This window comes from Pseudomonas sp. GW822-FHT05A08, from assembly GCF_058800485.1.
Map to the genome: position 1 here is coordinate 629,057 of NZ_CM179511.1, position 13,042 is coordinate 642,098.

The following is a 13,042-nucleotide window of genomic DNA, read 5'->3' on the forward strand; positions in this document are numbered from 1 at the left end:
CATGATCGATCTAATTGGCTTCTGTGAATATGAGAAAATATCGAACGGGATGTTCGAGAAAGTTGATCTTTGAAAGCAACAAAGGCCAACCCGAAGGTTGGCCTTTGACATACTGCGTATGGGTACCAGAGAAAAACGTAATGACATGAAAGCCTCAGAATCGCCCACTGATCCCCAACAGTGGCCCCTTCTGGACAATGTCGTAGACAAAACCGTCATGGCGATAATTCACCCCCATGGCCCGGTAACCGGCCACCGCAGAAAAGCCCGGCAAGAACTCCCAGCCCGCCAGCGCGGCCAGGTCCCAGTCTTCCCGCGACTGGCCGGCGCCCGCCATGCCCCAGGATGACAACCAGAATCGCTCGTTCACGGCATAGTGCCCGCGCAGTCCCGCCATGGCGTCGGCCCAGGTGGCCTTGTCGGACCCGGACAGGCCGCCAGCAGGCCCGCCATGCAGGGTGATGGTGGTGCTGCTGTACCAGACGCGCACGCCGCCCGCGACGTCCAACCGATGATCGTCATCTCCCAACACCTGGTATCCGCCCCCCAGGAATCCCGAGGCCGTCTTGCTTTCCACCTCAAGCTTGGACGCCGGGGCGCCCGCTGGCAGACGGTTGCGGGTGTCGGTGTCGATGTACATCAGGTCGGCGAGTACGCTGTAGGGCCCGCGCCGCGCCTCGCCCATCAGCATCACCGACATATCGACGCTACGCGCGATGTCGGAGAAGTCGGATTTTATAAACTGGGTCCCGGTGCTGCGGTGGCCCACGTGCCCACGGATCCCGGCGCCCCACAGGTAAGGCCCGCCGTTGAACTGCCAGCCATCAGCATCCGCCGCCATGGCCACCATCGGCAGGCTGGATCCGGCCGTCAAGGCGCTGACCAGCAGCGCCAGGCCCGCGTGCTTGCACCGCAACGGCGAGCGTGGGTTGTCACTGTGCATCATGGTGTTTCTCCGATCAGTGCTGGGTCAGCGAGAGCGCCACGCCCTCGGCCGCACAGTCCTCTGTAGGCTTCAGGCCCGCCTTTTGCGCAGCCTTGACCTCCTCCTTCGCGGCCGCCAGGTCCGCCAGGAACGCCGGATTGCCATGCAGGCTCGCCACCGTGGCGGCCCCCATGATGCGGCCTGCATCCACGTCGCTCTGCCAGTGCGCATCGCAGATGACCCGGCTCTGGCCGTATGACAGGCCACGGGTCATCAATTCGGTGGCGCGTGCCGGATTGATCTCAGCCAGTACCAGGCCCCAGGCCCAGCCCGCGGCAGAGTGGCCGGACGGCCAGGAACCATCCGTGCGCAGCAGTGGCTCCATGTCTTTGCGGCACGTGCTTTCGTTATGCACCACGAAAGGACGGGTACGGTTGTAGGCATTCTTCCCGGCGTAGGTGGAGCCGCCTGCATCGGTCAGGGTGCGCTGCATCAAGGTGTAAAGATGCGGTGTACTTTTCTCGGTGATCGGCGTGCCCAGCGCGCAGGAGAATGTTTTCGCCGGGCCAGGGAATGACAGCGCCGCATCCGTTGCCGCGAGTTTCTCCCGAGCGGTGCCACGCAGCGCCAGCGCCGCACGCCGTGCTTCCTCATCCCGCGCAAGCGCTGCGGAGTCTGGTTTTGGCGGTGCACCGAGCAGCGCCAGGCGCACTGGCAAGTCAGCCGGGTCCAGATAGCCTGGAGCCAGCTTGAAGTGAGGGTCCGTGACCTGGGTGGCGGCATCTTCGGCGAGCAGCAGTCCCGACCCGAATAGGCCGGCCAGGGACGCGGTCATCCCCAACTGCTTAGGTAGTTTTTTCATCGATCATTCCTTTATCTGTATCGGATGGCGCCGGTATTACCGGTTTATCAAAAACGGTATAGAGCGTTCAGATAGGCACCGGCCCCGACTTTCTCACCCGTCAGCGGGCTGTCGCGGGCGTCGGCGACCAGGGCGTAGGTCTTGATGCCGCCTTCCAGTGCCAGCTGTGGCTGCCATTGCCAGGTGAGGCCCAGCTTCAAGGTCACGTCGCGCATCCCGCCACCCGGGCGGTATTCATCGAACCGGGTGCGTGCGGCTTGCTGGGCCGTGACGCCGAAGCGCGCCATCATGTCGTTCTCATTGCTCCAGGTGCCGTACAGCGTCGAGTCCAGGGTCAAGGTCGAAGACAGTGGGTATGCCGTGGCGACCCCGGCTTCCAGGTACGCCGTGCGCCCCAGGCTTTCGCCACCGTAATGACGGTTCTGGCTCGATTGCAGGCCGCGCACGAACAGGCGGCCGGCCGGCAGGATCCAGTACGCTTCCGCCCCGACCAGGGCGGTGCTGTCCAGGTTGCCCATTCCCTTCAAGTAGTCATCGCGGCCGTCCAGGGTATGAATTCTTTCCTTGCGTCCCTGGTCATAACCGATCAGCAGGGCCACTCCGAAAGGAGCCAGCCCCGGCAAGTCCCAACGCAGCCCGTCCGGGAAGGCCGCGGTAAAGGTGCCCCAGTCTTCGGTAGGCAAGACTGCTTTCAGTTTCAGCGACGGGAACGCGGCGTAGCGTGAAGAGCCTTCGTACAACGGGCCAAAGGCAACTCCGCCACCTACCGTCACGGATGGAGCGCCGTTTGAATCGTCAAGGGCTGCATGTGCAGGCAACACCAGCGTCAATGCGAGGGCTGCACCCATGATGAACATCAGCGGGTGTCTAAAAGAATTTGAATGGTCTTTGCTTGTCATTGTTTAGTTCCTTTGGTGTGAACTCTGTAGTCCAGAGCCATCCCTGACTTAATAAGCCATATCAAACTTGGTAACCGTTGCGTCTAACGCTATTAAGGCATCAGCCAATTGATCTAAATAACCAGTCATTATTTGAATGATTGAATTTATAGAACGACGGGCTGCGGCTGTGGAAAACGCCATTGGCCATTCAGTATTTCGTTGCTCGGCTGATAAAGCCTGACCGTATAGTTCCAACCGGGCATAACGGGCAGGCAATTAGTGATCTTTGCGTCACAACCACCGAACTGGATGACAATCGAGCCATCATCGCTTTTCTTGGCAGTGAGGTTATTCAACGAGTAGGTGTCATATGGGTTTTTTTGAAAGTATCCGTCTGTGTTGTAAACACTCACAGACCAGAAGCTGTTGACCGGGACCTGTCCAACTTTGAGACGGTAAACGGTTTTCCCATCGTTCTGCGGCATCACACCGCCGAGGTAGATGGCGTCCTTGCTCGGATTTCCGCCCCACCCCGTCGCAGTTCCGATCAGGTGCTGGATCGGATCGACGCTACCTTTAGGGCCAAAGGACTGGTTGTAGTTGGGAATTGTCGAACCCAGGACAGCCAGGGCATCACGCATCTTTTTCTGGCTCGCCTGATCCCACTTCGGTACTACGAATTCCCCTGGCCTGGCCTGGCTGACCTTGATTGCGTCCTGCAGCTCATGCACCTGCTCAAGATCTTCGCGATCCGTGGGATCGAAGAAAATGCGCACAGCGACAAAAACATAGCGTGTGCCAATATCCTCTTTCGTCAGCGTATGGCGACCGGCACCGTAAATGACGGCGGGTACGTAGTGATCTTCGTTGACCATTTGCATCGACATGAACCGCTCACCGGCCTCAGGCAAAGTGATCGTGACTGGACCGGCATCGAGATCGAACACCGCTGATGAGTAGAGGGTGTCCCGATTCATTCGGACGACATCCTGAGCGTCGATAGGAACCGGTTCACGGTTATGAACAAACTGACCAAAGCCTCCACTCGTCACCGTTTTGCCCATGTACAGGTCGGACTCGGCACGGACAAAGTTATCGACACCCACCAGCATCGCCGCGGCAGGGGATGACTGAGCGTTTGCACTCGCAAAAGTTGCCAGCGTCAGGGCGACGATGCAGGCCGTGGATGAGTAGGACATTTAAACCTCTTGATCTTATAAGAAGTGATTCCCTTCCCCGGCTTCAGGCTGTTCTTGTGCGTGAGTTGCTCGCTGCGGCGCGTGCTGGGGTTGGCATTACCTTTTCAAACTGTATAAGAACGTCTCGATGGAAACTTGCCATTTGATGCCAAAAGGCCAGGCCATTACCTACCGATCAGCTTGCCGGCGGTGCTCGTACAGAAATGGCTGTTCAGGTCAGGACGGCAAGCCCTATCCCGGTAGTTCGAGGCTATTGGAAGGCTTAGCCCGAAGTGGGCCGAAGGGGCGGGTGGGAGAGGGAGCAAGTGGTCAGGCGAAGACGCTGTCTTGAATTTTAATAATCATGTTTCAAGGCCGAGCGGTAGCGCGACGGCGAGTTCCCGGTCCAGCGTTTGAAGGCTCGAGTAAAGTGCGCTTGATCGCTGTAACCCACCATGTAGGCAATTTCGGTCGCGGTGTATTTACCGCTGGCAATTAGTTGAAGTGCTTCGCTGCGCCGCGTCTCGTCGCGTAGATCTTCGAAGTCGATGCCGCAATACTTGAGACGGCGCTGCAGCGTTCGAGAAGACAGTCCGATGTTTCTTGAGATAGCGGTAAGTTTGGATTGATCCTGGTCCGATATCCGCTCGATGAGCACGCCCGCTGCTTGTGCTGTCGACTTCAAGGCTTCGGTGACTTTCCAGGCATCATCCCGAACAGGTTGCAGGGGTGTGTCGAGCAGCTCACGGTCGAATTCGATCATGTTGTACTGCGCGTTCATTTCGAGATTCGGCCCCAGGTATTCTTCAAGCGCCTCATCGCCTCTTTCCCTCGGGTTTTGCAGATGCACGCGTATGGCGCCAGGCTCACCGGACATGAGAGGTACTTTTCTAAGCAGCGCAAGCGTGCCGAGAATGACTTGCTTCGGATCAGCCCCGTGCTGTCCGGTAAATTGGTGGATCAGTTTCGTCGTACGGCCTTCGGTGACGATTTCTACTTCTCCTCCTTGATGCAGTAGGTCCGTATAGATCGCCGCCGTTGCGCAAGCCTGAGCAAGGTTGGTCGAGCCCAATATCAACTCGCCCCAGGCACCGAGCGAGCGTACTTCGATCAGATGCCCCACACAGGCACCGCCGAAGGGGTCCTGTGCGATAGCTGCCATTTCGTTGGCTATATGAAAACAGGCCGCTCGCGGTACCCAGGCATCAGGGTTTTGAAAAACATGAGGGGAAATGCCGTAACGCCGAAAGAACTCCAGCGGCGACACCCCACGCATGCTCAGGTAGGGGGCTATTTGCCGAAGAGTGCTGAGTTTGATGGATGGCGTGGCATTCGTCATAAGTGTTCGCACCTGTTTTTAAAGGCAATGCACGGGAAAACCGTCTTGGCCCGCAGGGAAACACTAGCGTAAAACTTTTGCCAAAGTCGCGTTATTGACAGCACAGCACAGGTCGATTCAGCGACAAGATCATCGCTTTTGCAGAACCCCAAAACGAAAAAACCCGCCAGAAGGCGGGTTTTTCGGGGGGGGCAGAGATTTTGCAGGGCACCAAGAGTCGAATAGCGAAATAAGACAAACTAATCAATTGATTAGAAATTAGAAGATTTATGCTATCTCTTAAACTACCCTTTTGCCGGTTCACTAAGTTAAGCTAATTTTTTGGGGGGGTAAGGTAAGAGTGGTTTTTTTGCTAAATGATATAGGCGTCACTATGTTTTGTGCGGTCTGACTTAATTTTAATGGTCTGACTATTTGGTAATTTGTTAAAGGTTGTGGAAAGCGTCGACGCGAAAGTATATAATAGCAGAATTTCCTATTTGGCAGTGCCGCCAGAGAACAACAGATGTCAGAAGTTTTTTTAGACGATGCTAGAAATTTAAAGAAGAGAGTGAAGAAAGGTTCGGTTGACGTTACCATCACATCTCCTCCTTATTTTGATATGAAGGATTATGGTCATTCTGGTCAGATTGGTTTTGGTCAATCTTACGATGATTATTTGCAAGATCTAAAAAAGATATTCAAAGACGTATATCACGCAACGAAGGAGTCTGGATCTCTCTGGGTAGTTATAGACTCATTTAAGCGAGATGGCGCCGTTGTTACTCTTCCGTTCGATTTTGCGCGAGAGATAAGTGCGGTTGGATGGAAGCTCCAAGATGTCATAATCTGGAAGAAAGATAAAACCGTTCCTTGGAGTAAGAAAGGGGCCACCCGGAAGATATTTGAATATGTGTTGTTCTTCTCAAAAGGGCAAGATTTCAAGTATTACTCTGAGCGGGCTAGAGAAATAAATGACCTTAAAGAGTGGTGGGTACGCTATCCCGAGCGATACAGTCCACATGGTAAGAGCTTAGAGGAGATTTGGGAGTTTAGTATTCCTACCCAAGGATCTTGGGGGGAAGGCTATATCAAACATTTCTGTCCACTTCCTGAGGATTTGGTCAGACGTATCATCACTCTTACTACAGATGAAGGTGATACTGTGTTTGATCCATTCTCTGGGTCGGGTACTGTCCCTGCGCAAGCCGCTTTTATGGGTCGTAAGTATTTAGGGTTCGAATTAAACTCTAGCTACCTTGATATGTTTAAAGCATATCTTGCAGATAATCTTGATGACAGGTTGGTGAAGTATTCTGCATCGAAAGTGTCAATCGGAGCTGATATTTTCAAAGAAACGATTCTTGAGTTGAGAGTTTTAAAGTTTGCAAGGGTCTTGGCAAAAAAACTTAAGTCTGTTGGTGTTGAAGTCGAAAAGATTTGGGTTGAGCGGCTTGATCGACCTGTACGCGGAAAATACGAAATAGTTTCAGCTAAGTATGTGTTTTTGACGTCGGAGTCCGTGTTGTTCGAGTCACTTCAGGAGTCGATCAAGGAAATCATAAGCTGTCCTCCCCTCTCAAAGTTCGGTGTCTGTCCGGACTTTGAGCAGGTAACGACCTTGAGTAAATTTGTCGAGCTGCTGCCTTCGTCTGGCTTGTACATATATGGTGCAGGAAATACTCATCAGTATAAGAGCTCGCAAGTAAAGGGGCGCAAAGACGAATTTATTTTCAGTACGATTGAATTGAATATAAACGAAGAGATTTACAGGAACGCTCGATGAACGTTGCCAAGCCAAGGATGTCAAAGACAGTTAAGAAGCCGCGTAAAAAGCTCACGGCTGCTGAAAAACTAGCAGCTAAGCTTGCAGCGAAAAAGAAAAGGGACGAAAATAAGTTTCGTTCTTCTGCCAAAGAAATGTTTGTTAAGTCTGGGTTCAAATTTATACGTTCGGAGAGTCGAGAGTTTGTTATCGAAACCTCCAATGGTTCTCGTACGACTGAGCTTGATGGGGTGTTTGTATACGAAAATATATTGGTGGTTATGGAGGACACCTGTGCGGCTACTCCAGGGCCCCATATTGCGAAGAAGCAAATTGCCTTTGAGCTGGCAATGAAGAATAAGTCTGAGTTTGTTAGCTGTTTGGTGAGCAATCTTCCAGATTTTAAGGAATATTACGAGTCTCAAGAATATGAAGCTGCAGAATATGAATTGAGAGTTGTATATTTCAGTATGCACTCTGTCGATTCTGAGTATGTCGAGAGCGCAGAGCGAGTCGGCATGCAGGTTGTAGAGAAAGCACTAACCAATTACTTCCATGCTCTTGTGAAAAGTGTTTCTGTTTCGGCGAAATATGAGATACTTAATTTTCTCGGTGTTGAATATAAGGATCTGGGTAAAGCAAAGACTTCAGGGGGTAATCATAGACCACTTAGTACCTTCCAAGGTTTTTTGCTTCCTGAGGCCAATAGTAGCTACCCTGAAGGCTACAAAGTTGTTTCGTTCTATGCCGACCCTGCTTCTTTGTTGAAAAAAAGCTTCGTCTTGAGAAAGAATGGCTGGCTTGAGCCTAATATCTCTTATCAGCGGATATTAGATATGCCCAAAATTAGATCGATGAGGCAATATCTTTCTGAGAGCAAAAGGGTATACCTGGGTAATGTCATCGCGACTTTACCGTCAGCTACTAAAATTCATGATATCGAGACATTCGATCAGTTGCCGCCCAGTGGGCAACTGAATGTAAAGCCGGTAACTATTTCGGTGCCGGATGAGTACAATGTTGTAGGTTTGATTGACGGCCAGCATAGGGTGTACTCTTATCACGAAGGTGTGGATGCCTATGAGCAGCAAATCAGCCGGCTTCGAAATAAGCAAAATCTACTCGTGACCGGTATTATTTATCCTTCCACGGCCTCCGAAGAGGAAAGAACTCTATTTGAGGCCCGGTTATTTCTCGAGATAAATGGTCGTCAAACAAAGGTTAAGTCTGCGCTTACTCAAGAAATTGAACTCATAGTTAATCCGTATTCAGGTACGGCAATTGCGAAAGCGATCCTTATTGGGCTTGCTCGTAAAGGGGCATTAAAAGATAAGCTGGAGGAGCATGTTTTCGACGATGCCAAGAAGCTCAAGATATCATCAATTGTCAGCTATGGTCTTAAACCTATAGTTAAATTTGAGGGGGCAGACTCTCTATTTACGATCTGGTCGGAACACGATAAAAAAGAGAGTATTGTTTCTAAGGGGAGCAGAACAAACTTAGATGCTTATATATCTTACTGTGTCGAGGAGCTGAATGGCCTTTTGAATGCTGTTAAAGCATCCTATCCTGAAGGATGGCAGATTGGTCATGAAAGCAAGCTGCTTACTCCGACATCAATTAACGGATTCATAAAGTGCCTTCGTCTAATTCTCTTAAATGGCGGTGATCGTGGGTTTGATCACTATAAGGCTAAGCTTTCTGATGTTCGAAATTTCAATTTCACTCCATATAAATCAAGCCATTGGAACCAGTTAGGTGAGGATTTATATGCGACTTATTTTTGACTTAACAGATTGAACTGGTTTCGGTTTGGCGCGCTGCCTAGTTCGCAGGCGGCGCCGATCATCATTTCCAATGCTCGGGAATTATTAGATCAAAATTCTTCGCACAAATAAGAAGTTGGCTTAATATCTCGCTGTGCCTGTGGGATTGGTTGGCACTCCAAGCATCACGTTGCTCAAGCAGGGCTTGTAATTCTGTTAGTCCGAACATCTTCAGGCTGTGAAAATTCCTCCAGGAAGCTATTCCGAATAAATTATATATTATTTGGGTTCCATCTCTCTCGCTGGCGAGGCGTTTTTTTCCTATTAGTAAGCTCTCTGCTTCCTTTGCGTCATCGTGATCATCATATGTGTTTAATAAAATCATGCGCCTATTTTCTTCGGTTCAATAGTGTTGTAGGGTATGTTTTTAGTTACTTGTTCGTCAAGTTATTTTAGGGTTGGGTTGCTGCGCAGGACTTTTGAGGTTAAAGCAAAAGTCATCGAGACAATTTGTGGTGCTATAGATGGTGACCATTTCTTTATTGGTGTTTTGTTCATGCTTTGTTTTATGCGCTACTGTTTGTTTAGTCTTTTTATTATCAGTTCAATAGTCAGTCCGTAGCAATATTTTGTTTCTTCGCTTCTGTTTTTCATTGGGTGTTCTAAAAACAAAACTACATGTTTTCGCTGCCATACCCAAGGATTATCTTGCTGCCAGCGATTTGCGATTTCAACTTGGATAAGCTTCGCCTGTCGTAAATGTCGTTGACGGGTCGCGTACGCTCCGCTTAGCACGCCAGTCAGAAACAATTCCATATCGAAGGGCTTACTCATGTCTCCCCTCTGATGTAGGCGGCTACCACATCGATTCGATCGTGCCCCAGCTCATATCTGATCTGCCTCCACGCCTCACGATCAAGGTATCGATCCCAGTGGCTGCATCAGGTCGTGAGTGTCGAGCTCGACGATTGCCCTGGCACCGAGAATAGGGAATACATGGGTCTTCAATCGGTTGAGCACAGTCTTGGCGTGGTCGGGCGCCCACTTGGGCACCATGCTGGCGTGCCAGTCGAGCGCGACGCTTTCGAAGTTCCGACCGTTGATCACGGCTTGGGCCTTGGCTTGCAGTTTGGACTGGATGGGGTCTATGCCGTTGGCGAGCTGCTGCTTGATCTCGAAGCGCTTGCGGCGTGCGTCGCCCAGCCCGACCTCCGGGTAGCTGCCGAGGGCCGTCAGGCTTTCGCGGCCATCGGGCTTCATGTACCTGAGCCACCAGCCTTTGGGGCCGTTGGGTTGCACAAGCAAGTAGAGGCCGTCGCCGTCGAAGAGCTTGTACTCGCGCTCTCTGGGCTTTGCCGTGCGATAGGTGGTGTCTGCGAGCGGGGCTGTGGTGCGGGCCATAAGGGTAGTCTCCAATATCGAAGCGGAGCTCTATCCTTAAAACTACCCTTATTAGCGCTGGCTACCCTCGGATTCCGATGGAACCCCCAAAACGAAAAAACCCGCCAGAAGGCGGGTTTTTCGGGGGTTCCAGAGATTTTGAAAGCCTTCTCTGCAACCTTGTATGGTGCCGGCACCAGGAGTCGAACCCGGGACCTACTGATTACAAGTCAGTTGCTCTACCAACTGAGCTATACCGGCGTGTGGGCGACGATTATAGCGATTGGCGAGGTTCTGTAAACCCCTGAAATCTGACTATTTTTGCAGATGCTCCGGCTACCTTGGGATCGATGTTCATATGGGGGCTCTTGGAGTGGTCCCTGCGGAAAGTGGTGTAACTCTCATCGGAGTCGCGTTATACCGCCGAACTGGCCGGTCAGGGGGCGCTGCCGGGGCCGCTGCTTGTATAACCTTGAGCACGCAGCCGGTCCTTGAGCGTGTACTGGCTGCTGAGTGCGGGCTGTTCGTTGAGTTTGTGCTGATAGGCGCTTAGCTCGGACAGCGGCACATCAAAGCGTTTCAACCATTGATCCGCCGACCACCCGGTAAGACGAACTTCGCCATCATGAGAGCCACCATGAAGGTCGCCCACTGTTTCGTAGCGCAGTTCCTTGAGCTCATGGTTCAGCAGCACGTAGGCGGGAGGCCGTGGGAAGTCGGCATCGCCTATCACGGCCGGTTCGTTTCCGGCCTGGATGATCACGCCGGCACCGTAGTCATAAAAAGCGAAATGGCTGTCGGGCAGCCTGGCCTGCAGTGGTTTCAAACCTCCTGCGCTTTCCAGGCGTGGCTTGTTGAGTACGGTCAGCCAGCTCACGGTTTTGATTTTGTTCTTCTGGAACTCGGGCCGGTTGGCCAAGAGTGGTGCCAGGCCTGCATCCAGCCCGGGCATGCTTTCGCTCATGTAGGCTTCTGTTGCTTCGTTACCGTCTCTTTTGGTTACGGACAGGTTTAGCGCATAACCTGCATAGCCCTGCTCCGCTTTCAGGCGGGCTGCACAATCGAGGAACAAGCGCAGGAAGTCGAGACGGTGCTTCTCGAAGAAGAGGATCGGGACTGAAAACTCCAGCACGCTGAGGTCATCCCCCATTTTTGCTTCCCAGCCACGCTGGCCGAATAACTCGAAAAACCAGGGACTGGCGTCGACCGCTTCACGGCCCCCGGTGTAGTAGAAACTCAGGTGATCGTTTTCCTTCATGGTGGCCAGCATCTCGGTCAGGGATCTGGCCTTGTTGTAAGGGGTCAATGCTGAACCTTCAGGTGGTTCTTCCCGCCATAGCCATCTCAACTCCGGCTCTGCCAGGCGCTTGTAGTCGTTGAAGCATCGACCCAGTTCTTCGCGTACCGGAATGGTATGGGCATCCTTGAAATACAAGGTGCCTCGGATGCAGAGCGCTGCTCCAATGTAGTCTTGCCGCCCCCCCTTCATCAGCAAATGGCCCGGTATCTCCAGGGCGAAAGGCATTTTTTCCAGCTCGGCGGCTAAGTCGAAAGGTTCACTCATAGTCGGTTCCTTTAAATCACATGGCGCCGGCGGGTACCGGGAATCTCGGGGCGGGTGTCTTGCCACGGCTCAGTAGCCACGCAGCGGCGGCGGCAATCGCTGCGGCCCATCCCAGCTCTTCAGACGGAACTTTGGACGTTTGCTCTTCCTGGGTGCAGTCGCACTCTCTGGCATCGAGGGTAACTACCTTATTGCTGCCCCCTGCAATTTTCGCGTATTCAGCAGCCTGTTTCGTGTTTGGAGAATCGGGTGGAAATTTCATTTCCACAACCTGTTTGATGTTGTCCTGGGTCGGGGGTTTTCTCGGGTCATTCACGATGACGACGTCCGGACGGCGAATCATGCCCGTACCTGCTTCGAACGGTGGGTGATCTGGGTCCTGATCCCAGTATTTCTTGATCCAGCCAGGGATCCAGCTATGAGGGTTATCGCCACTCTGACTGTCCATGATCGGAACGGGCGGTTTTTTGGTCATGTCGTAGCTGACTTCCGGCTTCAGCGTGCTTCGCCCCATAAGGAGTTTGTCCAGCCCGTTCAGGCGCGCGGCGACGCACTGCTGTTTCAGGTTTTTACCGTCCACCGCTACGTTAGGTGTCGCCTGGCAGTAACAGGCCGCCGAACAGAGAACTTTTTTGTCTCCAGGGGAGAGCCTGGGTTTTGTCAGGCCTACATCCGTTGTCTGCCCTGGTGCTGACATGCCGCCGGTCGACAAGGGGTTATCACCACTCATTGATCATCTCCATAGATCAGGTCGAACTTCAGTGTTTCCGGCTGTTCGTTGTTCACCCAGGATGTGTAGCCTTCGGCATCGGTACTTTGTATCGACTCCCCACTGCTGGAGCTGATACGCACTCGTTGGCCTGCGATGGCCTTGCCGGTTTCTCTGTCGAACACCCGGAAGCGGCCCTTGAATGGACTTGTGCTCATGCCCTGGATCGGTGCCATGGGGCTGGGGACGAAGGTATCGCCAATGATGATTGTCCCGGAGCCACCGATCACTACGTTGCCATGGGTGCCGAGGCTATCGACCGTTGCTGCGTTTTTCCCGTTTATGAACACCGTCGCCGAGAGGTTGCCGGACAGCTTTCCTCCGCATGCAGAAGGGTCATCCAGGCGAGCGGCCGGTAGTCCGTCGAACAGCACATCGGGGGAGCCTGAGGTGATTGGATGGGTACCGTGGCCGGGTAGTGGGCAGGCGGTAGGGTCGGTAACGCGAGCTGCAGGTTTTCCGCTCATATCGGGCTCCGTGCCAGGTCGGGCAGAAGAGATTGAATACGTGGCAGGCCGGTGTCTGGTCTGCGCGAAGCAGGGGAGGGAGCGAGGAGAGGCTGTGCCTTGGGATGACGCACGCTGTCCAGATGGTGCAATAGACATTCAGCCTGAGGGCCATGCCGCGTTTGTGG

At 52.8% G+C, this 13,042-nt stretch carries 12 protein-coding genes, 1 tRNA gene and 1 pseudogene; 2 read left to right on the top strand and 12 right to left on the bottom strand.

Annotated features, from left to right (window positions below; genetic code table 11):
* Positions 1 to 154 precede the first annotated feature (154 nt).
* The 5 genes from AC3RCP_RS02850 to AC3RCP_RS02870 form a co-directional block, all read right to left on the bottom strand.
* Entirely contained in the window at positions 155 to 946 is a 792-nt protein-coding gene (locus tag AC3RCP_RS02850) for a hypothetical protein (protein ID WP_492571687.1), read from the bottom strand.
* A 13-nt stretch (positions 947 to 959) separates the two neighbouring features.
* A complete protein-coding gene (locus AC3RCP_RS02855; RefSeq protein WP_007922577.1) occupies positions 960 to 1,787 on the bottom strand; it encodes an acid phosphatase in 828 nt (275 codons plus the stop codon).
* Positions 1,788 to 1,834: 47 nt separating this feature from the next.
* Positions 1,835 to 2,686 carry a MipA/OmpV family protein gene (locus tag AC3RCP_RS02860; RefSeq protein WP_492571686.1) on the bottom strand — a complete coding sequence of 284 codons (852 nt, stop codon included), beginning with the start codon at positions 2,684 to 2,686 and terminating at the stop codon, positions 1,835 to 1,837.
* A gap of 146 nt (positions 2,687 to 2,832) precedes the next feature.
* Positions 2,833 to 3,867, bottom strand: coding sequence for a DUF1254 domain-containing protein (locus AC3RCP_RS02865; protein WP_492571685.1), 1,035 nt, complete (start codon positions 3,865 to 3,867; stop codon positions 2,833 to 2,835).
* A gap of 334 nt (positions 3,868 to 4,201) precedes the next feature.
* Positions 4,202 to 5,185, bottom strand: a complete 984-nt coding sequence (locus AC3RCP_RS02870) for a helix-turn-helix domain-containing protein (RefSeq protein WP_101336537.1) — start codon at positions 5,183 to 5,185, stop codon at positions 4,202 to 4,204.
* 505 nt (positions 5,186 to 5,690) lie between these two features.
* Between AC3RCP_RS02870 and AC3RCP_RS02875 the strand changes: the two genes are divergently transcribed.
* A complete protein-coding gene (locus tag AC3RCP_RS02875) occupies positions 5,691 to 6,950 on the top strand; it encodes a DNA-methyltransferase (RefSeq protein WP_492571684.1) in 1,260 nt (419 codons plus the stop codon).
* Complete coding sequence (locus AC3RCP_RS02880) at positions 6,947 to 8,716, top strand: DGQHR domain-containing protein (protein WP_492571683.1); 1,770 nt, start codon at positions 6,947 to 6,949, stop codon at positions 8,714 to 8,716. The genes AC3RCP_RS02875 and AC3RCP_RS02880 overlap by 4 nt, the downstream gene beginning before the upstream one ends.
* Positions 8,717 to 8,777: 61 nt before the next feature.
* Here the strand turns inward: AC3RCP_RS02880 and AC3RCP_RS02885 are convergent, their stop codons facing one another.
* From AC3RCP_RS02885 to AC3RCP_RS02915, 7 genes and pseudogenes are all read right to left on the bottom strand, one after another.
* A complete protein-coding gene (locus tag AC3RCP_RS02885) occupies positions 8,778 to 9,080 on the bottom strand; it encodes a hypothetical protein (RefSeq protein ID WP_492571682.1) in 303 nt (100 codons plus the stop codon).
* Positions 9,081 to 9,268: 188 nt separating this feature from the next.
* The gene (locus tag AC3RCP_RS02890) at positions 9,269 to 9,529 is read right to left on the bottom strand and encodes a hypothetical protein (RefSeq protein ID WP_492571681.1); all 261 of its coding nucleotides are present in this window, start codon (positions 9,527 to 9,529) and stop codon (positions 9,269 to 9,271) included.
* Between the two features lie 87 nt (positions 9,530 to 9,616).
* Positions 9,617 to 10,096, bottom strand: a pseudogene (locus tag AC3RCP_RS02895) (tyrosine-type recombinase/integrase); the annotation flags it as partial.
* Positions 10,097 to 10,260: 164 nt separating this feature from the next.
* Positions 10,261 to 10,336: transfer RNA gene (locus AC3RCP_RS02900), tRNA-Thr, on the bottom strand.
* A 175-nt stretch (positions 10,337 to 10,511) separates the two neighbouring features.
* Entirely contained in the window at positions 10,512 to 11,639 is a 1,128-nt protein-coding gene (locus AC3RCP_RS02905) for a type VI immunity family protein (protein WP_085533445.1), read from the bottom strand.
* Positions 11,640 to 11,655: 16 nt separating this feature from the next.
* The gene (locus tag AC3RCP_RS02910) at positions 11,656 to 12,369 is read right to left on the bottom strand and encodes a VRR-NUC domain-containing protein (protein WP_492571680.1); all 714 of its coding nucleotides are present in this window, start codon (positions 12,367 to 12,369) and stop codon (positions 11,656 to 11,658) included.
* Positions 12,366 to 12,875, bottom strand: a complete 510-nt coding sequence (locus tag AC3RCP_RS02915; protein ID WP_492571679.1) for a PAAR domain-containing protein — start codon at positions 12,873 to 12,875, stop codon at positions 12,366 to 12,368. The genes AC3RCP_RS02910 and AC3RCP_RS02915 overlap by 4 nt, the downstream gene beginning before the upstream one ends.
* Positions 12,876 to 13,042: the final 167 nt, after the last annotated feature.

Bases quoted from the DNA above. Each gene is read 5' to 3' on its own strand.
- AC3RCP_RS02850 (WP_492571687.1), bottom strand. From the start codon at position 946: ATGATGCACAGTGACAACCCACGCTCGCCGTTGCGGTGCAAGCACGCG.
- AC3RCP_RS02855 (WP_007922577.1), bottom strand. From the start codon at position 1,787: ATGAAAAAACTACCTAAGCAGTTGGGGATGACCGCGTCCCTGGCCGGC.
- AC3RCP_RS02860 (WP_492571686.1), bottom strand. From the start codon at position 2,686: ATGACAAGCAAAGACCATTCAAATTCTTTTAGACACCCGCTGATGTTC.
- AC3RCP_RS02865 (WP_492571685.1), bottom strand. From the start codon at position 3,867: ATGTCCTACTCATCCACGGCCTGCATCGTCGCCCTGACGCTGGCAACT.
- AC3RCP_RS02870 (WP_101336537.1), bottom strand. From the start codon at position 5,185: ATGACGAATGCCACGCCATCCATCAAACTCAGCACTCTTCGGCAAATA.
- AC3RCP_RS02875 (WP_492571684.1), top strand. From the start codon at position 5,691: ATGTCAGAAGTTTTTTTAGACGATGCTAGAAATTTAAAGAAGAGAGTG.
- AC3RCP_RS02880 (WP_492571683.1), top strand. From the start codon at position 6,947: ATGAACGTTGCCAAGCCAAGGATGTCAAAGACAGTTAAGAAGCCGCGT.
- AC3RCP_RS02885 (WP_492571682.1), bottom strand. From the start codon at position 9,080: ATGATTTTATTAAACACATATGATGATCACGATGACGCAAAGGAAGCA.
- AC3RCP_RS02890 (WP_492571681.1), bottom strand. From the start codon at position 9,529: ATGAGTAAGCCCTTCGATATGGAATTGTTTCTGACTGGCGTGCTAAGC.
- AC3RCP_RS02905 (WP_085533445.1), bottom strand. From the start codon at position 11,639: ATGAGTGAACCTTTCGACTTAGCCGCCGAGCTGGAAAAAATGCCTTTC.
- AC3RCP_RS02910 (WP_492571680.1), bottom strand. From the start codon at position 12,369: ATGAGTGGTGATAACCCCTTGTCGACCGGCGGCATGTCAGCACCAGGG.
- AC3RCP_RS02915 (WP_492571679.1), bottom strand. From the start codon at position 12,875: ATGAGCGGAAAACCTGCAGCTCGCGTTACCGACCCTACCGCCTGCCCA.